Annotated in this window: 23 protein-coding genes; 10 read left to right on the top strand and 13 right to left on the bottom strand. The window is 67.7% G+C overall.

What is annotated here, in order from left to right; genetic code table 11:
- Window positions 1–71: 71 nt before the first annotated feature.
- Window positions 72–1,223, bottom strand: a complete 1,152-nt coding sequence (locus I1E95_RS07945; RefSeq protein WP_197166751.1) for an alanine--glyoxylate aminotransferase family protein — start codon at window positions 1,221–1,223, stop codon at window positions 72–74.
- 110 nt (window positions 1,224–1,333) lie between these two features.
- On the opposite strand from I1E95_RS07945, the gene cbiD reads away from it, so the two are divergent.
- The 5 genes from cbiD (at window position 1,334) to mrdA (ending at window position 7,028) form a co-directional block, all read left to right on the top strand.
- Window positions 1,334–2,494, top strand: a complete 1,161-nt coding sequence (gene cbiD / locus I1E95_RS07950) for a cobalt-precorrin-5B (C(1))-methyltransferase CbiD (protein WP_197166752.1) — start codon at window positions 1,334–1,336, stop codon at window positions 2,492–2,494.
- Between the two features lie 35 nt (window positions 2,495–2,529).
- Entirely contained in the window at window positions 2,530–4,128 is a 1,599-nt protein-coding gene (gene guaA, locus I1E95_RS07955; RefSeq protein ID WP_197166753.1) for a glutamine-hydrolyzing GMP synthase, read from the top strand.
- 58 nt (window positions 4,129–4,186) lie between these two features.
- A complete protein-coding gene (locus tag I1E95_RS07960; protein ID WP_197166754.1) occupies window positions 4,187–4,795 on the top strand; it encodes a hypothetical protein in 609 nt (202 codons plus the stop codon).
- 83 nt (window positions 4,796–4,878) lie between these two features.
- Window positions 4,879–5,271, top strand: coding sequence for a hypothetical protein (locus tag I1E95_RS07965; RefSeq protein ID WP_197166755.1), 393 nt, complete (start codon window positions 4,879–4,881; stop codon window positions 5,269–5,271).
- 5 nt (window positions 5,272–5,276) lie between these two features.
- Window positions 5,277–7,028 (top strand): penicillin-binding protein 2, encoded by a 1,752-nt coding sequence (gene mrdA, locus I1E95_RS07970; RefSeq protein ID WP_197166757.1) that lies wholly within the window; start codon window positions 5,277–5,279, stop codon window positions 7,026–7,028.
- Here the strand turns inward: mrdA and I1E95_RS07975 are convergent.
- From I1E95_RS07975 to I1E95_RS07990, 4 genes are all read right to left on the bottom strand, one after another.
- Window positions 7,013–8,146: a glycosyltransferase family 1 protein gene (locus tag I1E95_RS07975; RefSeq protein WP_197166759.1), complete on the bottom strand. Its 1,134-nt coding sequence runs from the start codon at window positions 8,144–8,146 to the stop codon at window positions 7,013–7,015. The two genes, mrdA and I1E95_RS07975, sit on opposite strands and share 16 nt — an antisense overlap.
- Window positions 8,147–8,182: 36 nt before the next feature.
- Window positions 8,183–9,379 (bottom strand): NAD-dependent epimerase/dehydratase family protein, encoded by a 1,197-nt coding sequence (locus I1E95_RS07980; RefSeq protein ID WP_197166761.1) that lies wholly within the window; start codon window positions 9,377–9,379, stop codon window positions 8,183–8,185.
- 92 nt (window positions 9,380–9,471) lie between these two features.
- Complete coding sequence (psb34, locus tag I1E95_RS07985; RefSeq protein ID WP_197166763.1) at window positions 9,472–9,639, bottom strand: photosystem II assembly protein Psb34; 168 nt, start codon at window positions 9,637–9,639, stop codon at window positions 9,472–9,474.
- Window positions 9,640–9,708: 69 nt separating this feature from the next.
- The gene (locus I1E95_RS07990) at window positions 9,709–10,527 is read right to left on the bottom strand and encodes a thiazole synthase (protein WP_197166765.1); all 819 of its coding nucleotides are present in this window, start codon (window positions 10,525–10,527) and stop codon (window positions 9,709–9,711) included.
- 125 nt (window positions 10,528–10,652) lie between these two features.
- On the opposite strand from I1E95_RS07990, the gene I1E95_RS07995 reads away from it, so the two are divergent.
- Window positions 10,653–11,219, top strand: coding sequence for a hypothetical protein (locus I1E95_RS07995; protein ID WP_197166767.1), 567 nt, complete (start codon window positions 10,653–10,655; stop codon window positions 11,217–11,219).
- A 65-nt stretch (window positions 11,220–11,284) separates the two neighbouring features.
- Here the strand turns inward: I1E95_RS07995 and I1E95_RS08000 are convergent, their stop codons facing one another.
- From I1E95_RS08000 to rpmI, 3 genes are read right to left on the bottom strand one after another with little or no spacing between them, the layout of a single operon-like run.
- Complete coding sequence (locus I1E95_RS08000) at window positions 11,285–11,941, bottom strand: tetratricopeptide repeat protein (protein ID WP_197166769.1); 657 nt, start codon at window positions 11,939–11,941, stop codon at window positions 11,285–11,287.
- Between the two features lie 53 nt (window positions 11,942–11,994).
- Window positions 11,995–12,342, bottom strand: a complete 348-nt coding sequence (gene rplT, locus I1E95_RS08005; protein ID WP_197166770.1) for a 50S ribosomal protein L20 — start codon at window positions 12,340–12,342, stop codon at window positions 11,995–11,997.
- 56 nt (window positions 12,343–12,398) lie between these two features.
- On the bottom strand, window positions 12,399–12,599 hold the full coding sequence (gene rpmI / locus I1E95_RS08010) for a 50S ribosomal protein L35 (protein ID WP_094554864.1): 201 nt from the start codon (window positions 12,597–12,599) through the stop codon (window positions 12,399–12,401).
- Between the two features lie 93 nt (window positions 12,600–12,692).
- Between rpmI and I1E95_RS08015 the strand changes: the two genes are divergently transcribed.
- The gene (locus tag I1E95_RS08015) at window positions 12,693–14,252 is read left to right on the top strand and encodes a SpoIID/LytB domain-containing protein (protein ID WP_231594940.1); all 1,560 of its coding nucleotides are present in this window, start codon (window positions 12,693–12,695) and stop codon (window positions 14,250–14,252) included.
- Window positions 14,253–14,306: 54 nt separating this feature from the next.
- Entirely contained in the window at window positions 14,307–15,734 is a 1,428-nt protein-coding gene (locus I1E95_RS08020) for a glycosyltransferase family 2 protein (RefSeq protein WP_197166772.1), read from the top strand.
- 11 nt (window positions 15,735–15,745) lie between these two features.
- On the opposite strand, the gene I1E95_RS08025 is transcribed toward I1E95_RS08020, so the two are convergent.
- The 5 genes from I1E95_RS08025 to tig form a co-directional block, all read right to left on the bottom strand.
- The gene (locus tag I1E95_RS08025) at window positions 15,746–17,518 is read right to left on the bottom strand and encodes a DNA polymerase III subunit gamma/tau (protein WP_197166774.1); all 1,773 of its coding nucleotides are present in this window, start codon (window positions 17,516–17,518) and stop codon (window positions 15,746–15,748) included.
- 34 nt (window positions 17,519–17,552) lie between these two features.
- Entirely contained in the window at window positions 17,553–18,233 is a 681-nt protein-coding gene (locus tag I1E95_RS08030; RefSeq protein WP_197166776.1) for a lecithin retinol acyltransferase family protein, read from the bottom strand.
- A gap of 83 nt (window positions 18,234–18,316) precedes the next feature.
- Window positions 18,317–19,657, bottom strand: a complete 1,341-nt coding sequence (clpX, locus tag I1E95_RS08035; RefSeq protein WP_197166778.1) for an ATP-dependent protease ATP-binding subunit ClpX — start codon at window positions 19,655–19,657, stop codon at window positions 18,317–18,319.
- A gap of 89 nt (window positions 19,658–19,746) precedes the next feature.
- Entirely contained in the window at window positions 19,747–20,388 is a 642-nt protein-coding gene (clpP, locus tag I1E95_RS08040; protein WP_197166780.1) for an ATP-dependent Clp endopeptidase proteolytic subunit ClpP, read from the bottom strand.
- A gap of 47 nt (window positions 20,389–20,435) precedes the next feature.
- Complete coding sequence (tig, locus tag I1E95_RS08045; RefSeq protein ID WP_197166782.1) at window positions 20,436–21,791, bottom strand: trigger factor; 1,356 nt, start codon at window positions 21,789–21,791, stop codon at window positions 20,436–20,438.
- Window positions 21,792–22,191: 400 nt separating this feature from the next.
- Between tig and I1E95_RS08050 the strand changes: the two genes are divergently transcribed.
- Both I1E95_RS08050 and dapA read left to right on the top strand, forming a co-directional pair.
- Window positions 22,192–23,295: an aspartate-semialdehyde dehydrogenase gene (locus I1E95_RS08050; RefSeq protein WP_197166790.1), complete on the top strand. Its 1,104-nt coding sequence runs from the start codon at window positions 22,192–22,194 to the stop codon at window positions 23,293–23,295.
- 50 nt (window positions 23,296–23,345) lie between these two features.
- Window positions 23,346–24,212 (top strand): 4-hydroxy-tetrahydrodipicolinate synthase, encoded by an 867-nt coding sequence (gene dapA / locus I1E95_RS08055; protein ID WP_370594588.1) that lies wholly within the window; start codon window positions 23,346–23,348, stop codon window positions 24,210–24,212.
- The last annotated feature ends 84 nt before the right edge of the window (window positions 24,213–24,296 follow it).

The raw sequence follows: 24,296 nt of genomic DNA on the forward strand, positions 1-24,296 counted from the left end.
ACACACTCACCTTAGCAAAGGGTGAACAGGTGGGAGCTGAACTGTTCAGCCCCCACTCCTGGTCTGGATCCTCAGGCCGCCAGCTCCCGGGCTGCCGCGGCCAGTCCTGCCCCCACCGGCTGGCGGTTGCACCCCAGCTCCTGCAGAGTCGCCTCGATAGCGGCCACCGCTGTCAGCACGTCGCGATCACAGACGAAGCCCAGGTGGCCGATCCGGAACACCTTGCCCTTGAGGTGGTCCTGTCCGCCCGCCAGCAGGATGTCGTAGCGCTCCTTGATCTTCTTGCGCAGCACCTCCGCGTCAAGACCTTCGGGGGCCACCGCTGTGATCGCCGGGCTGCCGTGGCCTTCAGCGGCGTAGAGGGGAAGGCCGATGGCACGCATCGCCGACTGCGTGGCCCGTTGCAGTCTGGCGTGGCGGGCGAAGATGGCTTCCAGGCCTTCCTCTTCCATCATCCCCAGGGCGGCTTCCAGGGCGTAATACAGCGTCACAGGAGGCGTGAAGGGGTTGCTGTCAGCGGCGGCCGACTTCCGGTACTTGCCCAGATCCAGGTAGAACTTGGGCAGATCGGAGCGCTTGTGCGCCTCCCAGGCCCGTTCGCTCATCGCCACGAAAGCCAGGCCGGGCGGCATCATGTATCCCTTCTGGGAGCCCGAGCCCACCACATCGAGGCCCCAGGCATCCACAGGCACCGGACAGGCTCCCAGGCTGGTGACACAGTCAGCCACCACCAGGGCCTGGCCATGGGCATGGACGTGCCGGGCGATCGTCTCCAGGTCGTTGATCACCCCGGTGGATGTTTCCGAATGGGTGAGGATCACCGCGCGGATCTTCTTCTCGCTGTCGGCTTCGAGGGCCAGGCGGAAGGCCTCCGGATCCAGGGGCTGGCCCCAGTCGGCGCTGATCACCTCCACCTCCAGGCCATAGGCCCTGGCCACCTTCACCCAGCGCTCGCCGAACTTGCCGTTGTCACCGCAGAGGACTTTGTCGCCCCGGCTCAGTACGTTGATGATGCCCGCCTCCATCGCGGCGGTGCCGCTGCCGGTGAGCGCCAGCACATCACCTTCGGTCTGGTGAAGCCACTTGAGCTGGGCGGTGGTGCGTTTCACGATCGCCTGGAATTCGCCGCTGCGATGGCCGATCGGGTGGCGGCTCATGGCCAGCAGGACGGTCTCCGGCACCGGCGTGGGACCGGGGATCATCAGGCTGAGCTTGTCCTGCATGGGGGGCGCTGGGGGGACGGGCGCGGCGGCCCAATCCACCACCTTAAAAAACCAGGGTCCCCCCACCCCGGTCCAGCGCCCCGACCGAAACACCAGCCATCTCCCTGCCGATGACCCAAGCGACGCCCTTCACCCTGCCGGTCTGGGTGGCGGCAGCAGCCCGCGCAGGCCTGGAGGCGCTGCTGGAGGACGAGGGCCTTCTGCCCGGCGCGGTGGCGAGCAGGGGCTCCAGCGAGGCTCAGCCGCTGGAGCTGCTCGAGCCGCCGGGGGTCGAGCTGGTGCCGGTGGAGGCCGCTGCCACCCTCGGTCATGGTCAGGCTCTGGGCATGGCCCGCTGCGATCCGGGTGATGGCCTGGATCTCACGCGGGGCCTGCTGGTGTGGGTTCGGGTCAGCTGGTGGGATCCACCGCAGGGGGCGGAGCCATCCCAGCGGCTGCTCCTGGAGGCGGGGGAGGGGCTGGGTGTGATGGCCGGCAGCCGGGAGCTGTGCCTCTCGGCCTATGCCCGCCGCCTGCTGGAGGTCAACCTTCTGCCGCTGGTGCCCGCCGGCCGCGGAGTGCGGCTCCAGCTGGTGTTCCCCCGGGGCCGGGAGCTTGCTGGCCGCACCAGCAATGAAGCCTTCGGGGTGGTGGACGGTCTGGCCCTGATCGGCACCCAGGCTGTGGTTCAGCGCAGCGCCGCACCCGAACGGCTCGAGCAGTGCCTGGAGATCCTGCGCCAGTGGCCGGATTCGGCCCACCCCTGCGATCTGGTGCTGGTGATCGGCGAGAACGGGCTCGATCTGGCTCCCCGGCTCGGCCTGCCTGCCGGCCTGCTGCTCAAGGCCGGCAACTGGCTCGGACCACTGATCGTGGCGGCGGCCGAAGCCGGCGTCGAGCGTCTGCTGCTGTTCGGCTATCACGGCAAGCTGATCAAGCTGGCGGGCGGGATCTTCCACACCCACCACCACCTGGCCGATGGTCGCGCCGAGGTGCTCACGGCTCTGGCGGCTCTCGAGGGGTTGGCAGGTCCTGAGCTGAAGCGGCTGTTCGCGGCCTCCACGGTGGAGGCCGCCCTGGCGGACTTGCAGCAGCTCGATGGGCCGCTGGCGGCCCGGGTCGAGGCACGGCTGGCGCTGGCGATCGAGACCCGCAGCCAGGCCTACCTGGCCCGTTATGGCCGGTTCGGGATGCGGATCGGCGCGGCGCTCTTCGATCGACAGCGGCAACTGCGGGTGCTGGGCCCCTGCGGTCAGGAGCTGCTGGAGGCTTTCCGGCACGACCTAGGGTGAGCCCAGAAGGCCATGCAGGCCGTGATTCGGTCGTTATGTCCCACCCGTCTCCCTCGACCGAACAGCCCGAAAGCGCACGCCTGCCGGCGATCGTCATCCTTGATTTCGGCTCCCAGTACTCCGAGCTGATCGCCCGTCGGGTGCGGGAGACCGAGGTGTATTCCCTGGTGCTTGGGTATGCCACCAGCGTGGATGAGATCAGACGCCTGGCCCCGAAGGGAATCATCCTCAGCGGGGGTCCCAGCTCGGTGTACGACGAGGGGGCGCCCCTGTGCGATCCCGCCATCTGGAGCCTGGGCATCCCCGTGCTGGGGGTCTGCTACGGCATGCAGCTGATGGTTCAGCAGCTCGGCGGTCAGGTGGAAGCCGCCGGCCGGGGCGAATACGGCAAGGCACCCCTCTACGTGGACGACCCGATTGATCTGCTCACCAACGTGGAGCACGGCTCGACGATGTGGATGAGCCACGGGGATTCGGTGCAGGCCCTGCCGCCTGGCTTCAGCCGCCTGGCCCACACCGACAACACGCCGGAAGCAGCGGTGGCCGATCACCAGAGGCGGTTGTACGGGGTGCAGTTCCACCCTGAGGTGGTGCATTCCCGTGGCGGGATGGCGATGATTCGCAACTTCGTCTATCACATCTGCGGCTGTGAACCCGACTGGACCACCGCGGCCTTCATCGATGAAGCCCTTGCCGATGTTCGGGAGCGGGTGGGAAACAAGAGGGTGCTTCTGGCGCTCTCGGGCGGAGTCGATTCCTCCACGCTGGCCTTCCTGTTGCACCGGGCCATCGGAGATCAGCTCACCTGCATGTTCATCGACCAGGGTTTCATGCGCAAGGGGGAACCGGAGTTCCTCACCGAATTCTTCGATGCGCAGTTTCACATTCGAGTCGAATACATCAATGCCCGCGATCGCTTTCTGGCCAAACTCGAAGGGGTCACCGATCCTGAGCAGAAGCGCAAGATCATCGGTGGTGAATTCATTCGGGTGTTCGAGGAGGAAAGCAGGCGGCTCGGACCCTTCGACTACCTCGCCCAGGGCACTCTCTACCCCGATGTGATCGAATCGGCCGGCACCAACCTCGATCCGAAGACCGGCGAGCGAGTGGCGGTGAAGATCAAGAGCCACCACAACGTGGGAGGGCTGCCCAAGGATCTGCAGTTCAAGCTGGTGGAACCCCTGCGGCGTCTCTTCAAGGACGAGGTGCGCAAGGTGGGCCGCAGCCTCGGGCTGCCCGAGGAGATCGTGCGCCGCCACCCCTTCCCGGGGCCCGGTCTGGCCATCCGCATCCTCGGGGAGGTCACGGCCGAGAAGCTGAACATCCTTCGGGATGCCGACCTGATCGTGCGCGAGGAGGTGCAGGAGGCCGGGCTGTATCACGAGATCTGGCAGGCCTTCGCGGTGCTGCTGCCGGTGCGCAGCGTCGGCGTGATGGGCGATAAACGCACCTATGCCTATCCAATCGTGCTGCGCTGTGTGTCCAGCGAAGACGGCATGACCGCCGACTGGTCCCGCCTGCCCTACGACCTGCTGGAGCGCATCTCCAACCGGATCGTCAATGAGGTGCAGGGGGTGAACCGTGTGGTCCTCGACATCACCAGCAAGCCCCCCGGCACGATCGAGTGGGAATGAGCCCGGCGCTGGCCTGTTTGGTCGGCGTTCGATACCATCGGCTCCCAGCCTGTTTCCCTTGACCGCCGTCAGCCAGCAGGATCCCCAGATGCAGCGCCGCCTGCAGCAGGACAGCATCCTGCTGGGGGGGAAAACCATCTATCTCAATCCCTTTCTGTACTGGCGTCGCTTCGATGCCAACACCGACCGCTGGTTGCGGGAGCCCGGTCAGCTGCAGGAGGAGCAGATTCTGGCCAACCGTGGCCGTTTCTACCCGGAAGTCCACTGGGAGGAACTCAGCGACGGTGACCGCCAGATCAAGGATGGCGCGGTGGAGATGTTCATCAAGAGCCTGGAGCTGATCAGCACCTTCCATCCCGATCTCAGCGCCGGTCACCTGCTGGAGGTGGAGCGCAAGATGGCGGTCACCAAGAAGCGGGCCTTCGAGCGCTGGGTTGAGAAATCGCTGCAGCGTCGTCAGAAGCTGGAACAGCGGGAACGGCGCCGGTTTGATCGTGAGCGTGCCCTGCGTGGCTGGGGCGAGTGGTTCAGCCTCGACATGACCCGCCAGGCCCTGCTGCCCCTCACAGCCGCCCTTGCACTGGCCGTGGTGGGCGGCTGGTGGGTGGGATCACGCGAATTCTGCCGGGCGGTCATTCTCGAGCCTGGGATCCAGCGCACCCCCTGAACCCTCCAGGGCTCCCCTGCGAGTCAGACTGGGGAGACGGTCCGATGGTGCTTGCCAGCGGCGTTCGCTTCAGGAGTTGTGCCATGGCTGCCGATCCCTTTGATGCCCTGCGGCTCAGCCTGATGGAAGACCTGCTTCCGGTCGGCATCGCTGTGGTCGACCGGGCCCGCCGGGGCGGACCCCGCCAGGTGGTCGAGGCCTTCACCTCCACGGATGATCCCCTTGGGCAGTTGCGTCAGGAGGGGGATGCGGCCGCGAAGAAGGTGCGTGAGAGCCTCGATCAGGTGCAACCTGGGCTGGGCAACCCTGTCGTGAGGGTGGAGGTGCGCGACGTGCCCTCTTCCCCACCCCCTGATCCCAGCGGTACGCCACCCGTCGCCTCCCCCACCGGGCCTGAGGAGAGACGGGCGCTGCAGGAGGCCCTGGTGCGCATCTCCGGGCGCCTGGAGGAACTCGAGCGCCGCCTCGGGGCCTGAAGCCGATGGCCAGTGGATTCCAGACCGGCTCGTCTCGGCAGTCGGGAATGAGTCATCAGCCGGCCTGGTTGCTGGCGGTGGTCCTGCTGGCAGCCTCGGCGATGGGGGCTCGCCTGGCCTGGCTGCAGCTGGTCCAGGGCTCCGAAAACCGCCTGCGGGCCGATCAGAACCGCATCCGCCTGGTGCCCCGTCACCCCGTCCGCGGCCGTCTGCTCGATCGCCATGGGGAGGTGCTGGCCACCAGCCGCCTCACCTACAACCTCTACCTGCCGCCTCGTCTGGTGTCGAAGGAACGCTGGCCCGCCCTGCGCGACAAGCTGGCGGCGCTGCTGGCGCTGCCGGTTGATCAGCTGGACCTGAACTACAGGGAAGGGCTCCAGAGTGATGGCTACCGGATCGAGCTGGCCAGTTCGCTGAGCAGCGTCCAGGTTCTGCGCTTCCGGGAGCAGGCGGTCAATCTCGATGGCGCCGAGGTGGATGTCGATTACCTGCGCTCCTATCCCGGCGGCCCCCTGGCTGCCCATGTGCTCGGCTACACCAGTGGCATCACGGAGGAGGAATACACCCGGCTGGCCGACAAGGGCTACCGGGTGCAGGACCGCATCGGGCGTACCGGGCTGGAGCAGGTCTACGAATCCCATCTGAGGGGCGAGTGGGGCGGCCAGCAGCTGGAGGTGAATGCCGCGGGCCAGGTGCAGCGGGTGCTGGGGGACAAACAGGCCCGCGCCGGCAAGGACCTGCGCCTGACCCTGGATCTGGAGCTGCAGCGCACCGCCGAGAAGGCCCTCGATGGCGTGGCCAAAGGGGCGATCGTGGCCATGGATCCCCGCACCGGCGCGATCCGAGCCATGGCGAGCCGCCCCAACTTCGATCCCAACATCTTCTCCACCGGCCCCACCACGGCCCAGTGGAACAATCTCAACCGCCCGGAAGCCCCCATGCTCAACCGGGCGATGCGGGCCTTTCCTCCCGCCAGCACCTTCAAGCTGATCAGCACGATCGCCGGTCTCGAATCGGGGCAGTACGGCCCCACGTCCACCATCCCCACCTCCGGTTCCTTCTGCTACGACGGCCAGTGCTACGCCGACCATGGCAGCTTCGGCAGCATCGGTTTCCCCTTCGCCCTGGCGGTGAGCAGCAACAGCTTCTTCTACCGGCTGGGCCTGAAGGTGGGCTCCGAGGAGCTGTTCAAGGCGGCGCGCCGCCTGGGTTATGGCAGCTACACCGGCATCGAGCTGCGCGATGAGGAGAGTCCGGGGCTGCTGGGGGACAAGGCCTGGAAGAAGAAAGTGCTGGGCGAATCCTGGACGTCCGTTGACACGATCACCTCGGCGATCGGTCAGGGGGCCGTTTCGGTGACGCCGCTGCAGATGGCCAGGCTCTACGCGGCCGTGGCCAATGGCGGCTGGCTGGTCACACCGCACCTGGTGGAGCGGGACACCCCGAGGACCTGGATCGGCCTCAAGCCCACCACCCTCCAGGTGCTGCGCCAGGGCCTGCGCGAAGTGGTCACCAACGGCACCGCCACCATGCTCAACGATCCCAGCCTGCCGCCGGTGGCCGGCAAGACCGGCACCGCCGAAGATCCACCGCGGCCTGATCATGCCTGGTTCGGCGGTTATGCCCCGGCGGGCCAACCCGATCTGGTGATCATTGCCTTCGGCGAGAACAGTGGTGGCTACGGCGGCACCGTCGCGGTACCGATGGTGAAGGCTCTGCTGGCCGCCTGGTTCAAGCCGGCTCAGGCCGCCAGCTGAAGTCCGGCACCGGCCACATCGCGGTAGAAGCGGCGAAGCTGGGCGGTGGCACCGGCCCAGCCCCAGCGTTCGGCCTCATGGCGAGCTGCCAGCCGCAGCTGTTCGCGCCGCTCGGGACTGGCCAGCAGCCGCAGGGTGGCCGCGGTGAGGGAAGCGTCGTCGTCGGGGTCATACAGACAGCCGTTGACCCCATCGGTGACGATGTCGGGGATGCCGCCCCGGTTGGCACCCACCACAGGACAGCCTGCCGCCATCGCTTCCAGCAGCACCAGACCCAGGGTTTCGGTGCTGGAGGGGAAGAGGAAGGCATCGGCACTGGCAAAGGCGCCGGCCAGTTCCTCACCGCCCAGATAGCCCACGAAGGTGGTGGCCGTTCCCTCGAACACTTTCTCCAGCTGGGCCCGGTGCGGGCCGTCTCCCACCAGAGCCAACCGGGCCTGGGGCAGGGCGTCGAGCACGGGCCGGATCCGCTCGATCTGTTTTTCGGCTGACAGACGACCCACGTAGAGGAGCAGGCTGTCACTGTCCGGATGGCGGCCCATCAGCCGCCGTCGCATGGCGTCCGAGCGCAGCTCGGGTCTGAACATCTCGGTGTCGACGCCTCGCTGCCAGAGGGCGGTGTGCTGGATGCCCCGCTGACTGAGCTCCTCCACCATCACCGAGGACGTGCACAGATTGAGAACGGCCTGGTTGTGGGCGGCCTTGAGCAGTTCCCAGAGCAAAGGCTCCAGCACGCCCATGCCGTAGTGCTCCAGGTATTTGGGCAGATGGGTGTGATAGCTGGCCACCAGCGGGATCTGGCGGGTTCGTGCCATCCAGATGCCCCCCAGGCCCAGCACGGCCGGGTTGACCACATGCACCACATCCGGCTGGAACACCTCCAGGGCCTCGGCCACGGCCGGTCGGGGCAGGGCTAGCTTCAGCTCCGGGTAGAGCGGCAGGGGCAGGGCCGGTACGCCGATCACCCGGGCTCCCATGTAGAGCGATGGGGCGCCCTCCGGGCAGAACAGCAGCACCTCGTCCCCAGCACGGACCAGGTGTTCCACGGTCTTGGTGAGACGCGTGACGATGCCGTCGACCTTGGGCAGGAAGGTTTCGGTGAACAGGGCGATCTTCACGGGAACCGCTGTCGGGGCATGGTCCTGGTCATCGGCTCAGACGGCGGCCTTGAGGGCGGCCGCCTGGGTGGTGGTCCAGGAGGACACGCAGGGAATGCGTGAGCGGTCGCAGCGGTCGGCCCAGCGCCGGGCCACATCCACCACTTCGCTGAGCAGACCGTCTTCAAGGGTGGTGGGCTTGAGGCCCAGCTCGATCAGACAGCGGTTGTCGACGATCAGATCGTTCTCGATCGCCTCCTTGCGCGGGTTCGGCAGATGGCTCACCTGGGCGCCGGTCACGGCCGCGACCTTCTCAGCGAGATCCTTGACCTTGTGGCTTTCGGTCATCTGGTTGTAGATGCGCACTTTTTCGCCGGACACGGGCGGGTGATCGATCGCCAGCTCCACGCACTTGACCGAATCACGGATGTGGATGAAGGCGCGGGTCTGGCCGCCCGTGCCGTGCACGGTGAGGGGATAGCCGATCGCGGCCTGCATCAGGAAGCGGTTGAGCACCGTGCCGTAATCGCCGTCGTAGTCGAAGCGGTTCACCAGTCGGGGGTCCCGGTCGGTGAGATCGGTGTTGGTGCCCCAGACGATGCCCTGGTGCAGGTCGGTGACGCGGATTCCGTCGTTCTTGTTGTAGTAGTAAAAAAGCAGCTGATCGAGGGTCTTGGTCATGTGGTAGACGCTGCCCGGATCCGTGGGGTGCAGGATCTTCTCCCGGAAGCGGGTGCCGTCGGCCTGGGGCACCTCCACCGTGAGGTAGCCCTCGGGGATGGTGGCGCCCCGGTGGGAGCCATAGCCGTACACCCCCATCGTCCCCAGATGGACGATATGGATGTCGAGGCCGCTCTCAACGATCGCGCAGAGCAGGTTGTGGGTGCCGTTGACGTTGTTGTCCACCGTGTAGCGCTTGGTGGCGCTCGACTTCATCGAGTAGGGCGCCGCCCGCTGCTCGGCGAAATGAACCACCGCCTCGGGGTGTTCGCTGCGCAGCAGCTCGAGCAGCAGGTGGTAGTCCTGGGCGATGTCGAGGTGCACGAAGCGGATGGCGCGGCCACCCGTCTCCTCCCAGGCCCGCAGGCGGTCGTGCACGGTGGCGATCGGGGTCAGTGATTCCACCCCCAGATCCACGTCGATCTTGCGCCGGCTGAGGTTGTCGACCATGACGACGTCGTGGCCAGCCTCGGCCAGATTCACGCAGCAGGGCCAGCCGCAGAAGCCGTCGCCGCCGAGAACGAGAACCTTCACGTCTGAACTCCTGCTGAACGAGCCGATGCTCCTGGGGGCAAGCTACTACAGGCGTTCCGCCCCCCCTCAGCAGGCCGCCGGGATCCAGGGGCTCAGCTGATCCCCGCCGCCACCGCCACCATCAGCAGCACCAGCACCACACCCCCCAGCAGCAGCAGGGTGGTCGACCGGCTCCGCCCTGTCCCCGTCTCGATCACCTCCATGCGGGGCTCCCTGGCAAAGGCATTGAGCTTGCCGCCGTCTTCCTCGGTGACCGACATGGATGGGGCGCAGGTGAAGCCGCAAGCTACCCAGTGCCGGCGGTTCCGGCCCTGCCCTGAGAAGGACTGTTACGGGACCTCGGCCTGAGCCGGGGCACCGACCAGGCCCTGCTGCGGTGAGCTGGCGCTGGCCTCGGAGCGCACCGGCAGCCGTCCGGCCAGGTAAGCGGTGCGGCCAGCCACGGTGGCCATGGCCATGGCGCGGGCCATGGCCTCCGGATCTCCCGCCAAGGCGATGGCGCTGTTGATCAGCAGGGCATCCGCGCCCATCTCCATCGCCTGGGCCGCTTCGCTGGGAACACCGATGCCGGCGTCCACCACCACGGGAACGCGGGCGCTCTCGATGATCAGAGCGATATTGGCGGCATTGCGTATCCCCTGGCCGGAGCCGATCGGAGAGCCCAGCGGCATCACCGTGGCGCAGCCGGCCTCCTCCAGCCGCCGCGCCAGCATCGGATCGGCGTTGATGTAGGGGAGCACCACGAAGCCTTCCCGCACGAGGGTCTCAGCGGCCTGGAGGGTGCCGATCGGATCCGGCAGCAGGTGCCGGCTGTCAGGAATCACCTCCAGCTTCACGAAGTTGTTGTCCTCCTGCCCGGCAAGCCGTGCCAGCTCCCGGCCCAGCCGTGCCACCCGCACCGCCTCCTCGGCGGTGGCGCAGCCAGCGGTGTTGGGCAGCATCCAGTGACGGCTCCAGTCGATCGCCTCGATCAGTCCCTCATGTCCGGCGGCCAGTGACTGCACCCGGCGAACCGCCACGGTGACGATCTCGCAGGAGCTGGCCGCGAGGCTGGCTTTCATCGCCGCCAGGCTCGGATACTTGCCGGTGCCGGTCATCAGGCGGCTGCGGAAGGGCCGGCCCGCGATCACCAGGGTGTCGCTGTCCATTGGGGTGTCGTCGAAGCCCGGGCCATGCCGCGAAACTACCGCGAACGGTGGCCCCGGCGGCCGTTTCGGTCCGCCGGATCGCACTGCCGCCCTTAGCCTTGATCCACGTGCCCTGAATCGTCCCGATGCCGCTGCTCCTGCCGCTGCTCCTGGCTGCCGCCGACCCCCAGCTGGCGATGAATCCCTTGCCGGTGGGAAGCGTCGTGCCTTTCGGAGCCCCTCCCACGCCAGCGGTGCAGGTCTTCGAGGCCGAGCTCGGACCGGTGGAAACCTTTGATCCCAAGGGCCGGGCCGTCGATCTGGCCCGCGACCTGCCGAGGGTGTGGTCGGGCGTCTACCGCTCCTTCAGTGGAGGCGCGCCCCTGCCGGTGGAGCTGCGCCTTTCGCAGGCCACCCCCATGGGCCAGATGGTCGACCTGCGCGGCGAGATGCAGGTGGGAGAGACCACTGTGGCGGTGCAGGGCAACCTCAACGCCAAATCCGACCAGCTCGATCTGCTGATGCTCTGCGACTGCGAAGTCGGTGGGATGGAATCGGGTGGTGAAATCAGCGGGGTTCAGGGGCTGGAGCTGGCTGGATGGGTGGCCCCCCGTCTCACAAATCCAGGCGGTCGCTACGACCTGCGTCCAGTGGCCCAGATGCCAGCCGGGCCTTCACGCTCCACTGGAGCGCCGGTCCGGGGCCTGTGGTGACCTGCAGCAGGCGGATTGAGGCGTGCGCCTGAAGGTCAAGTCGGAGGATACTGAAAGAATCAGGTTCAGGCCGCTTTCTTCGGTCCAGAGCTGTCGTTCCTGGCCGGGCTTGAAGTGGCGGACCCGGCGTTGGTTCCGCTGGTCGAGCGGCCGCCAGTCGGGGCCATTCCCTTGGAAGGGCCTGACGACTCGACTGCCTCGGCAGGAAAGCGACGGTCGAGCAGCTTCAGGCGCTTGGTCGCGGTCTTGTTGGTGGGATCGAGGACCAGGGACTGGTTATAGGCCTGGCGGGCCTCCTCGTTCAGGGACTGCCTCTCGAGGGCATAGCCCAGGTTGTTGAGGGCGACGGGGTAATCCGCTTTCGCCTGAAGGGCCGATCTGTAGTGACGCACGGCCGCGGCGTGGTTGCCCTGGGCTGCCAGAGCGAAGCCCAGAGCGTTCTGGATCAGCGCACGGGCCTCTCCAGGTTCGCCCTCCGAGCGCTTCAAAGCCAGCTTGAGTGTGTCGACCGCCTGGTCGTAGAGGCGCTTTCGCAACTGCACCGAAGCCAGCTCATAAAGCGTGGCGGAATCCTTGGGGTCGTCCTTGACTTGTGACTCCAGCTTGGCCAGGCGAACCTCATCAGCACGTACCCGCCAGACCTGCAGGCCGATCACCACGGCAGCCCCCCCGAGAAGAACGATCAGGCCGATCAGGTAGGCCTGCGGAAGGAGAAGGTCCATCGGGCCTGCGGGGGGTTGGCGAATGCGCTGAGTTGGTTCGGTGAGCCTTAGGGTCAGGCGCGGGCGGCGCCGACCACCTCGCTGAAGCTGCCGGGATCGGCCAGGGCGAGCTGGGCGAGCATCTTGCGGTTCAGAAGCACGTCGGAGCGCTTGAGACCACCGATCAGGCGGCTGTAGCTGAGGCCGTTGAGGCGAGCGGCCGCATTGATGCGGGCAATCCAGAGGCGACGGAAATCACGCTTGCGACGACGACGGTCGCGGTAGGCATTGCACAGAGCCTTCATCACCCGCTGGTTGGCGGTGCGGAAGAGGCTGCCGTTGCTGCCCTGGAAACCGCGGGCGAGGCGGAGGACCTTGTTGCGGCGTTTACGGGCGACATTGCCCCTCTTGACGCGGGCCATGGAAATCTCTCGGTTGAACGGTGGGAATCAGGAACCGCCGGCTTGCGCCTGGCGTCTCAGCCTGCGTAGGGGAGCATGCGGCTCACGTTGTCGGCATCGCGCTCATCGACAACCGCCATGGTGCCGAGGTAGCGCTTGCGCTTGGGGCTCTTGTGATCGAGCAGGTGGTTGTGGAAGGCGCGCCGACGCATGAACTTGCCACTGCCGGTCACCTTGAACCGCTTGGCAGCTGCTCGGCGGGTCTTGAGCTTCGGCATGTCTGGCGCCTGTTCACAAACAACCAAAGTACGACGCGGATGCCCCTTCCGCCAACTCCCCCAGGATCATTACCTCGGCCGTACGGTTTTTCGATGCGATTCCCCGCTCTGCCCTCACCGCTTTCCCTGCCCCGTCTGGCCCCTCTGGCCCTGGGCCTCGGCAGCTCCCTGCTCCTGGCTCCGGGCTGTCGTGCCATGCCTGCGGCGGCCCTGCACTGGCCCACATCCCCTCGTCCCGCCATCGATCGCAGCCAACCGGTGCTCTGGGTTGCCCTCGGTGCCCGGCTCGGACCGACTCCTGGGACGGCTGCCGCCAAGGCGCCACCTCTTGTGCTGACTGCCGCCGCCGGCAGTCTCGAGCTGGAGGATGCCAGTGGCCTCAAGCTTCAGGGCACCAGCCTGAGTCTGCGCTGGCGGCAGCGGCCCCTATCGGAGCCCCTGCTGCTGGAGCGCACCGTGCTGGGCCCCTTTCCCAGTTTCGAAACAGCGGATCAGGCCGCCTCGGCCTGGCGCCTGCAGGGTGTGGAACCCGTGATCGCCCATCCGGGGGAGTGGGAAGTGTGGGCCCCACCCCGCACGGCTCCGCCTGAGGGGTTCCAGGCCAGGGCCTGGATGCGGGAGGAGACCGCCCGCCTGGAGCTGGAGGCCACGGCCGCCGACGGCCGTGTTGTTGCCCTGGAGGGCCCCGTGCGGCTGAAGGCCCCGCAGGGCCTGCGCTGGGGCAAGGGCGTATTCCAGGGCCCCTTCCGCCTGCAGGCCAATGCCTATGGCGGCTGGAGCCTGATCGAGCAGGTGCCCCTGGAGCGCTATCTGCTGGGGGTCGTTCCCCATGAGATCGGCGCCGGCTCCCCAGCGGCGGCGCTTGCCGCCCAGGCTGTTCTCGCCCGCACCTGGGCCCTGCGCAACAGCCATCGCTACGACGTCGACGGCTACCACCTCTGCTCCGACACCCAGTGCCAGGTGTATGCCGATCCCCGACAGGCCGGCGCCGCTGTGCGTCGTGCCGTGGAGGCCACCCGCGGGCAGGTGCTGAGCTGGGAGGGGCAGCCCATCCACGCCGTCTACCACGCCAGCAACGGGGGCATCTCCGCCGGATTCGAGGAGGTCTGGAGCGGTCCGCCCCTGCCTTACCTCCAGGCCCGTCCCGATGGGCCGCCGGCCTTTGCCCAGCGCTTCGCTCTGCCCCTGTCCGCAGCCTCCCTGCCGGAGTTGCTGCGTCAGGGAAGCGCCGCCTATGGAGCGGATCATCCCCTGTTTCGCTGGACCCGGCAGCTGGATGACACCCGCATCCGCCAGTCCCTGGAGAAGGGACCCGGCGGCGTCGGAGAACCCCGGGAGATCAAGGTGCTCGAGCGCGGCCCCAGCGGCCGGGTGCTGGCCCTCTCGGTGGTGGGCAGCAGCGGCCAGCGGGTGCTGCGCCGCGACGCCATCCGCCGCACGTTCCGGCAACTGCCGAGCACCCTCTTCGTGCTCAAGTCCGATGGACCCGGCCGATGGAGCTTCACGGGTGGTGGCTTCGGCCATGGTGCCGGCCTCTCCCAGCAGGGGGCCATCGATCTGGGCGGTCGTGGCTGGAGCCAGAACCGGATCCTGGCGCACTATTACCCGGGCACCACGCTGGTCGGCATCGAAGCCCTCAGTGGTGGCCTTTAGAGTTCGCCCTGACGCGGACCAGCCACGCCGGCGCGTTGCCATGACGGAGTTGCCATGACAGCCACCGGTTCCAGCCCCAGGGGGCGTCGTGGCAAAGCTGCCCTCTTCGTTGTGCTCTGCAGCTGGGCCGGGGTGGCGCCCCACTGGCTGGAGCCACCACGCAACCTTCTGCCCGCCGCCAGTCTCACCCTGCTGCTGGGTGCCTATGTGGTGCGCACCGTGCTGGGCCAGCTCTGGCGTCGCAACCCGGCCCAGAGCTCAGACGAAGCCCCCGCCCCAGGGACCGCCAGCGGCGATGGTCCCTGGCCGGGGCCCTGGCCACCGGTGGATGTGGTGGTGGCGGCCCGCGACGAGCAGGCCGTGGTCGGCCGTCTGGTGGAGCGGGTCAGCCGTCTGCTTTACCGCCATGGGGTTCTGCGGCTCTGGGTGGTGGATGACGGCAGCGAGGACCGCACGCCCGAGGTGCTGAAGGCCCTCGAGGCCAGTACGCCGATGCTGCGGGTGCTGCGGCGGCCCCGCCATGCCGGCGGCGGCAAGTCGGGGGCCCTCAATGCGGTGCTCGAGCAGCTCGAAGGCCGCTGGATGCTGGTTCTCGACGCTGATGCCGGCCTGCAGGAGGATCTGCTCGAGCAGCTGATCCCTCGGGCGGAGCAGGGGGGCTGGTCGGCGATGCAACTGCGCAAGGCGGTGGTGAATGCAGGCAGCAACCTGCTCACCCGTGCCCAGGCCATGGAAATGGCCCTTGATGCGGTGGTGCAGGAGGGCCGCCTGGCCGGTGGTGGTGTGGCGGAATTGCGGGGGAACGGCCAGTTGCTGCGCCGGGACGCGATCACCCGGGTCGGAGGCTTCAATGAGGACACCGTCACCGATGATCTCGACCTCAGTTTTCGCTTGCTGCTGGCCGGTGAGCCCGTGGGCGTGCTCTGGGATCCCCCTGTGGAGGAGGAAGCGGTGCTCACCGTCCCCGCACTCTGGCGCCAACGCCAGCGCTGGGCGGAAGGCGGCCTGCAGCGCTTCTTCGATTACTGGCCTGGGTTGTGCTCGGAGCGCCTGAACCCGGCCCAGAAACTCGACCTCAGCAGCTTCTTCCTGCTGCAGTACGTTCTGCCGATGGTTTCGGTCGTCGACCTGTTCACCGCGTTGGTCACCCGCACCGCCCCCACGATCTGGCCGCTGTCGATCGTGGCCCTCGGCCTCTCCGGCGCAGCGATCGTGGCCGGGTGCCGTCGCCCCAGCGAAGGCCCTCCCCTGCCGGTGATGAACCCCCTGGCGGCCGCGGTTGGGATTGCTTATCTCACGCACTGGTTCGTGGTCATCCCCTGGGTCACCCTGCGCATGGCCCTGCTGCCCAAGCGCCTGGTGTGGGCCAAGACCCAGCACCTGGGCGGCGACAGCGGGACTGAGGCCAGCCCCGACGACCTCGCTGTCGCCATCGATCCCCTGGCGGAGCCGCTCTCCGATCCCTCCACCCAGGTCTACTGAGCCGGCCCGGCTCACTCCTCCAGGCTCACCACCTCGCCGTTGAAGAAGTCCGCCAGACGGCGGGCCTGGTCATCGAGCGGTCGGCGCTCAGATCGATCAGGTGCTGGGTTCGGTGCTGCCTTCACAGCATCAGGAGAGGGCGTCTGGGCTGCGGCCATCGCCTGGGGGGCCGCAATCTGGGACGTCGTCGCCTGGGTGGCCACCGCTGCCTCAGCCGCTGAAGACGCGTGGTCCTGGGGTGGTTCCGTGGGCCTGGCCACCAGTGGTGGAGTGACCACCACCGGGCTGCTGGGCTGGTCGGAGGCTTCCAGCAGCACCTGGCGGGGGCTGCCCAGGGCGTGGCGCAGCGCCGACTCCAGCAGGGGCAGGCGGCTCTGCACCATGGCGATCCACTTGCTGCTGACCCGCACCACCGCCCGCTGGCCATCGAGGCGCAGCAGGGAGGCCTGCTGGGAGAGCAGCATGCGGGTGGAGGGCAGCTCCAGGCTGGAGAGAATCTGCTGCCAGAGCTCCCCGAGATCCTGGTGCTCCGGTTCCGGCTCCGGGCCGGCAGCAGGGGTGTTGGACGGAGCCGGGCTGGCTGGGGTGACGACAGCAGCAGGAGAGGCTGTTGCTGTCACTCCTGCCTGGGGGCGGGGGGCTGTCGGCGTTGCCTCGGGCGCCTGGGGCCGAGCCGCAGCCACCGGCTCCGCCAGCAGACCCAGCAGCAGCACCTCCAGCCAGAGCCTCGGCTGGGCGCTCTGGCGCAGCTGCTGTTCGCTGCCCCTGAGCTGCGCCTGCCAGCTGAGCAGCCGCGCCTTGCCGATACGGCGGGCCTGTTCGGGCAACAGCGGCTGCACCTGGGCGCTGACCGCCGTGAGCTCCAGTCGGTCCGGGGCCACCCCGGCCAGCACCAGATCCCGCAGCAGGCTGACCAGACCCTGCAGCACGGCCCCGGGCTCCCGCCCCCGTTCGAGCAGCCGCCGGCAGGTCTCGAGGAGTCCCACGGGATCAGTCTCTCCCATGGCGGCCACCAGCTCGAGCAGCTCCTGATCAGGCACGGCGCCGAGCAGGTCCCACACCGCCAGGGCCTCGATCGGCGGGCTCAGCAGGCTGAGCTGGTCGAGCAGGCTCTCGGCATCGCGCAGGCCACCCTGGGCCCGCAGCGCCACCACATGCAGCGCCTCGGGGGTGATAGCGATCTCCTCCTCGCTGGCGATGAAGCGCAGATGACCCTCCAGGGCCTCCAGGGGAATGCGACGGAAGTCGAAGCGCTGGCAGCGGGAGAGGATGGTCGGCAGCACCCGCTGGGGATCGGTGGTGGCCAGGACGAAGACCACCCGAGGTGGTGGTTCCTCCAGGGTCTTGAGCAGGGCGTTGAAGGCGGCGGTCGAGAGCATGTGGCACTCATCGATCACGTAGACCTTCCAGCGGGCCTGGACCGGCGCGAAGCGGGAGCGCTCGATCAGCTCGCGGATGTTGTCGACGCCGGTGTTGGAGGCGGCATCGATTTCGATCACATCAAGGGCGTTGCCGGCCGTGATCGAGCGGCAGAGCTCACAGCTGCCGCAGGGGTCGGGGGTGGGGCCCGGGGCCGTCAGGCAATTGAGCGACCGCGCCAGGATCCGGGCGCTGGAGGTCTTGCCCGTGCCCCGGGGCCCGCTGAACAGGTAAGCCGGTGCGATGCGGTTCTGGCGCAGGGCACTGGTGAGGGTTGAGGCGACCGCCTCCTGCCCCACCAGCTGGTCGAAGCGCTGCGGCCTGTACTTCTGGGGCAGGGGCAGGTAGGCGCTGGCCTGGGTCATGGAGGCTGCTCCCCGGACGGCCTGGCCCATGAGGCTACTCAGAGGGTTTCGGGGCGAGCAGGCGCTCCAGACGGTCCTCCATCTCCTCCACCTCCTCGAGCTGGTCGGCCAGGGTCTGGGCCGCCTGCCGCAGCTTGAGGAACGCCTCCGAGGCCTCGTCCCGGCCTTCCCCCCAGCGAGCCTCCGCCCGGGCCAGCTCCGCCTCCAGCCTCTGCTGCAGCTTCAGGCGCAGACCATCCAGCTGCTCCAGGCTCTGCAGCGCGAGTGTTCGACCCTTCTCCAGCTGTTCCCCATCCAGGTTGAGGCCCTGCCTGAGCAGCAGACGCACGCCGGTGATCAGGGCCGCCGGCACCAGCTGGCCGAGCATCAGGGCTCCGAGGCTGCCGGTGTGCAGCCAGCCCTCCACCTGGGCGCTGCGATGACGACCGGTCTTGCACCAGATGGCGAAATGCTCGCAGTTGTTGAAGATCAGGTTGTACCGCTGCTCTCCAAGCCGGCCCATGGCACGGCGCAGGGTCATGCCCGCCGGAGAGATCTCGGCAGGGTCATAGGCCACCACCGCCACGGGTTCACCGCGGCTGAAGTCCTCGAGGGTTGAGCGCAGGATTGCCCGGCCCTCCAGGTAATGGGCCACGCTGCCATCTCCCAGGTCGATGCCGTGGTGGTGGAACAGACCATGCTGCCTAGGCACCTGGAGATGGTCGGCGGCTGCCATGGGCCGTGATCGCGGGTCAGGACCGATTCAGCCTGCCGCCGGGTCTGCAGGCCGGACAAGAACGGTCAGGGGTGGATTGCCGTTCAGGCCGATTCCTGCTGGCTGACCACACTGGGATAAGGGAGCACCTTGGCCTTGCTGCGCTGCTCCACCAGCTCGCGGGTGATCGTGTACGTGCTGACCTCGTTGTTGGAGGGCAGGTCGTACATCAGATCCAGCATCAGCTCCTCGACGATGCCGCGCAGGGCGCGGGCACCGGTGCGGCGGCGGTGGGCCTCATGAGCGATTTCCTCGATGGCGCCGGGCTCGAACTCCAGGCGCACGCTGTCCATGCTCATCAGCGTCTGGAACTGCTTGACCAGGGCATCGCGCGGTTCGGTGAGGATCGACTCCAGGGAGCGCACATCAAGGGGTTCCAGCACCGCGCTCACAGGCAGCCGGCCGGTGAACTCCGGGATCAGGCCGTAGCGCACCAGATCGTCGGGTTCGAGGTGACGCAGCACGTGGCTGGCCTTGAGTTCGCGGTGACCGCGGCCGCGGCCATCCGCAGGCACGAAACCGATCGAATTGCGCCCCAGGCGCCGCTGCACCACCTCTTCGAGGCCGACGAAGGCCCCGCCGCAGATGAAGAGGATCTGGCTGGTGTCGATCTGGATGCAGTCCTGGTAGGGATGCTTGCGGCCCCCCTGGGGCGGCACGTTGGCGACAGTGCCTTCCAGCATCTTGAGCAGTGCCTGCTGCACCCCTTCACCGGAGACGTCGCGGGTGATCGAGGGGTTCTCGCTCTTGCGGGCGATCTTGTCGATCTCGTCGATGTAGATGATTCCGCGCTGGGCCTGCTCGACGTCGAGGTCGGCTTTCTGCAGCAGGCGCAGGAGGATGTTCTCCACGTCCTCGCCCACGTAGCCCGCTTCGGTGAGGGTGGTGGCGTCAGCCACAGCGAAGGGCACATCGAGCAGTTCGGCCAGGGTCTGGGCCAGCAGGGTCTTGCCGCAGCCGGTGGGGCCGATCAGCAGGATGTTCGATTTGTGCAGACGGGTGGCGCTGCGATCGGTCTCACCCTTGCCGTCCCCTTGCCAGGCCAGGCGTTTGTAGTGGTTGTAGACCGCCACCGAGAGGACCTTCTTGGCCTCGTCCTGACCCACTACCTGCTGATCGAGGAAGGCCTTGATCTCCTTGGGTCTGGGGATGCTCGCCAGGGTGGGGGCGGGCTTGCTGGTCTTCTTGACGGCAGGTTTGCGGCCGTGGTCTCCGCCGGACCTGGCGGTCCCATGGCTTTCAACCAGCTCCTCATCCAGGATCTCGTTGCAGAGATCGATGCACTCGTCGCAGATGTAGACCCCTGGTCCGGCGATCAGTTTTCGCACCTGCTCCTGAGACTTGCCGCAGAACGAGCACTTGAGATGGGCGTCGAACTTGGCCATCGGGCTGGGGCGTCCTGGTCAGGGGGTGGGGCGTGGGCCGGCCTTCCAGGATGGGCCGAAACCAGAGGTTCGTCAGCAGACCTTAAGGATCAAACCGTGACGGTGTCATCCACGACACGATCGATCAGTCCGTAGCTGACGGCTTCAGGCGGAGACAAAAAGTAGTCCCTGTCGGTGTCCTCCGCAATCTTCTCGAGGGGCTGACCGGTGTGCTCTGCCATCAGGCCGTTGAGGGTGTCCTTGAGGAAAAGGATCTCCTTGGCCTGGATTTCGATGTCGACGGCCTGTCCCTGGGCGCCCCCGAGGGGCTGGTGGATCATGATCCGCGCACTCGGCAGGGCCATGCGCTTGCCTTTGGTTCCACCCGAGAGCAGGAACGCGCCCATGCTGGCCGCCAGGCCGTAACAGATGGTCACCACGTCGGGAGCCACCTGCTGCATGGTGTCGTAGATCGCCAGCCCGGCCGTGACGGATCCGCCCGGGGAGTTGACGTAGATCTGGATGTCCTTCTCGGGATCTTCCGCTTCCAGGAACAGGAGCTGGGCCACCAGGGAGTCGGCCACCTGATCGTCGATGCCGGTGCCCAGGAAGATGATCCGCTCCCGCAGGAGGCGGGAATAGATGTCGAAGGCCCGCTCGCCGCGCCCCGACTGCTCCACCACGGTGGGCAGCACGCCTGGCGAGGCCTGCCAGCTGTTGTGGATCGGATGGGAGCGAAGGGCTTCGATCACGCGGCCGGGGCAGGGGAAACGGTTCAGGTGTTCAATCTATGGCGGCCTCAGGCCTGGTCGTCGGCGCCGGGAGCAGGCTCGGCGGCCTCAGGGGCTTTCTCCGTGAGGGTGCTGTTGGCCTCAAGCCACTCCAGCAGGCTCTCGCGCAGGAGATCCTCGGCCACGGCTTCGCGCAGCCGCAGCGGATCGATCGAACTGGTGTCGCTCAGCCCCTGACTGACCTCCTTGACCTTGGCCTCGATGGCGTCGGCCTCCGGGCGGATGCCTTCGGCTTCGGCCAGGGCCTTGAGGGCGAAACTGCGCCGCAGCCGCTGCTCGGCCTCGGGGCGGGAGCTGTCCATGAGGCTGCGCACCAGCTCAGGGGTGAACAGCTTCTTCACATCCATCCCCTGCTGGGCGATCTGGGAGGCGGTCTGCTCGATCAGCGAGCGGATCTCCTGCTGAATCAGCGTCTCGGGCAGGTCCACCTCGAGCTGCTCCACCAGTGCCGCCAGGAGCGCGTCGTGGCGGCTGCTGCGGGCCCGCCGTTCGGCGTCCTCGCGCAGGCGGGTCTCGAGATCCGATCTGAGCTCTTCGAGGCTGTCCTTGTCACTGGCCTCCCTGGCGAAGGCGTCATCCAGGGCCGGCAGTTCGCGCGCCTTGAGTTCCTTGAGGGTGATGTGGAAGCTGGCCTCGCGGCCCCGGGCGTCCTCCTGGGGGTAGTCGTCAGGGAAGCGGCAGCTCACCTCGCGCTCCTCGCCCACGGACATGCCGAGGATGCCTGCCACGAAGCCGGGGATCATCCGCTGCTCCTCGAGTTCCACCTCCATGGCGTCGGAGCTGCCGCCCTCGATCGCCGCGCCGGTGTCGACGAAGGTGCCGCTGAAGGCCACCACCGCCACGTCGCCCGTGGCGGCGGGCCGATCCTCCACAGGCACGAGGGTGGCCAGCTGGCGGCGTGATTGCTCGAGCATCTCCTCAACCCGCGCGGGGTCGTAGGTGATCAGCTCGGCTTCGGCCTTGAGCCCTTTGGTGGTTTTGAGGCTGGGGGTGGGTTGAACGTCCAGCTCGAGGGTGAGGGTGAGCTCCTCGCCGGGGCTGAAGCGTTCGAGCAGGGCCTCGAAGCCCCCGCTCAGCTCGGGGCTGCTGAGAGCCTCGATCTTCTCCTGCTCCAGGGCATCCCGCCAGACGCTGTCCACCAGGTCTTCAAGGGCGGTGGCCCGGATCCGCAGAGGTCCGATCTGCTGGAGCAGCACCGGCCGGGGCACCTTGCCCTGACGGAATCCGGGCAGGCGGACACTGCGGCTCAGTTTCACCACAGCGGCCTCGTAGCTGGCCTGGGAGCGGCCGCCGGGGACGGCCACCTCCAGCGCCAGGCGGCTGCCGGGGCGGGGGCTGGTCTTGACCTTCAGGGCGGAGCTCATGGCGAAACGGCCGGGCCGCGGCGATGCAGCCCCCAATCCTATGAACTCGACCTCCAGCGCATTCAGCCGACCCGCGAGAGGCCCGGGGAGCGTATTGTAAGAGGAACGACATGTGGTCGTTGATATCCACCAGGACCATCCGGTTCCACTTCGAGCCTCCGGTCCACCGTGCACAGCTCCCTCCGCCCCACGGAGCGTGACGCTGGCCCAGGCTCACCAAGTCTTTCCCGTTCCTCTGCAACCCTCCCCACTTCCCTCCGCTCTTTCCCTGATGGCCCGGCCCTGATCAGCGGGCTCGGCCTCTTCTGCGGACCTCGCGTCCTCCTCAGCCGAGCTTCCGTCGCACCCCGGCGAGCTCCAGGCCCAGCCTCAGCACCAGAGCTTTCGCCCCTTCCTGCCGTTGTCAAGCACCACCTCCTTTCAACCTCTTCCCAGTCGTCCCCTGACGGTGGCGGTTTTGGGTGCGACCGGTGCTGTGGGGCACGAGCTGCTGTCCCTGCTGGCGGAACGCCGTTTTCCGGTCGGTGATCTGCGGCTGCTGGCCTCCCCCCGCTCCGCTGGACGCCGGCTGGCGTGGCAGGGCCGCGATCTCTCCATCAAGGCTGTTGACGCTGCCGCCTTCGAGGGGGTTGATGTGGTGCTGGCCTCCGCCGGTGGCTCCATCTCACGGCGCTGGGCTCCGGTGGCGGCGGCGGCAGGGGCTGTTGTCATCGACAATTCCAGCGCCTTCCGCCTGGATCCGGAGGTGCCGCTGGTGGTGCCAGAGGTGAATCCGCAGGCGGCCCTGGGTCACCGGGGGATCATCGCCAACCCCAACTGCACCACGATCCTGCTCACCCTGGCCCTGGCGCCTCTGCAGGCCCGCCGTCCGATCCGTCGTGTGGTCGTGAGCACCTACCAGTCGGTCAGCGGCGCCGGGGCCCGGGCGATGGAGGAGCTGCGCACCCTCAGCCGCACGGTTCTTGATGGGGGTGAGCCGGTGAGCGAGGTGCTGCCCCACTCCCTCGCCTTCAATCTCTTCCTGCACAACTCCCCCCTGCAACCCAGTGGCTACTGCGAGGAGGAGCTCAAGATGCTGCACGAAACCCGCAAGATCATGGATCTGCCGGAGTTGCGGCTCTCAGCCACCTGTGTGCGGGTGCCCGTTCTGAGGGCCCACTCCGAGGCGGTGAACATCGAGTTCGAGCAGCCCTTCCCAGTCGAGGAGGCCAGAGCCCTGCTGGCTGCGGCACCTGGGGTGGAGCTGCTGGAGGATTTCGCCACCAACCGCTTCCCGATGCCCACCGATGTCACCGGCCGCGATCCGGTGGCGGTGGGACGCATTCGCCAGGACCTGAGCGATCCCAACGCTCTCGAGCTCTGGCTCTGTGGCGATCAGATCCGCAAGGGGGCGGCCCTCAATGCCGTGCAGATCGCGGAGTTGCTGCTGGATCCAGCCTGGCGCCAGGCCGACCCCCAGCCACCGGTGACCCCATCCGCTTCTGCCGTCGGAGGTGCCGCTTGAGCGCCACGGCTGATCAGGCCATCACGGCTGAGCATCCTCCCTTCGGCCGGATGCTGACCGCCATGGTCACCCCCTTCCGTGTGGATGGCGCGGTGGATCTCGATCTGGCCGCGCGCCTGGCCGTGCATCTGGTGGATCAAGGCTCCGACGGACTGGTGCTCTGCGGCACCACCGGCGAGTCCCCCACCCTGAGCTGGCAGGAGCAGCACGAGCTGTTCGAAGCTGTGAAGCGCGCCGTGGCGGGCCGGGCCCTGGTGCTCGCCGGCACGGGCAGCAACTGCACAGCCGAGGCCATCGAAGCGATCGAGCGGGCGGCCGAGGAAGGCGCCGACGGGGCCCTGGTGGTGGTTCCGTATTACAACAAGCCGCCCCAGGAGGGGCTGGAAGCCCATTTCCGAGCGATCGCCCAGGCGGCCCCCAGCCTTCCGGTGATGCTCTACAACATTCCCGGTCGCACCGGCTGCAGCCTTGAGCCCCGCACCACGGCCCGCCTGCTCGATCTGCCCAACGTGGTGAGCTACAAGGCCGCCAGCGGCAGCACCGATGAAGTCAGCCAGCTGCGTCTGCTCTGCGGCGACCGGCTGGCGATCTACAGCGGCGACGATGCCCTCACCCTGCCGATGCTGTCCGTGGGTGCCGTCGGCGTGGTGAGCGTGGCCAGCCATCTGGTGGGGCGCGAGATCCAGCGCATGATTTCCGCTTTTCTCGCCGGTGAGCTGGCGGCCGCCCTGGCCCTGCATGAACGCCTGCTGCCCCTCTGCCGGGCCCTGTTCGCCTCCACCAATCCGATTCCCGTCAAAGCCGCCCTTGAACTGGAGGGCTGGCCCGTGGGCTCCCCCCGTCTTCCGCTGGTTTCCGCCGACAGCGACGTCCGTGCCCGATTGACCTCCGCCCTGGCTGCCCTGCGTCCCACCTGACGCCATGGCTTAGCTCCAGCGCAGTGCGGCCTGGAGTTCTCGCAACAGCAACACTCCGATTCCATCCATCTTTTCTGCATTCCT

It is taken from the genome of Synechococcus sp. CBW1107 (assembly GCF_015841355.1).
Lineage (GTDB): Bacteria > Cyanobacteriota > Cyanobacteriia > PCC-6307 > Cyanobiaceae > Regnicoccus_A.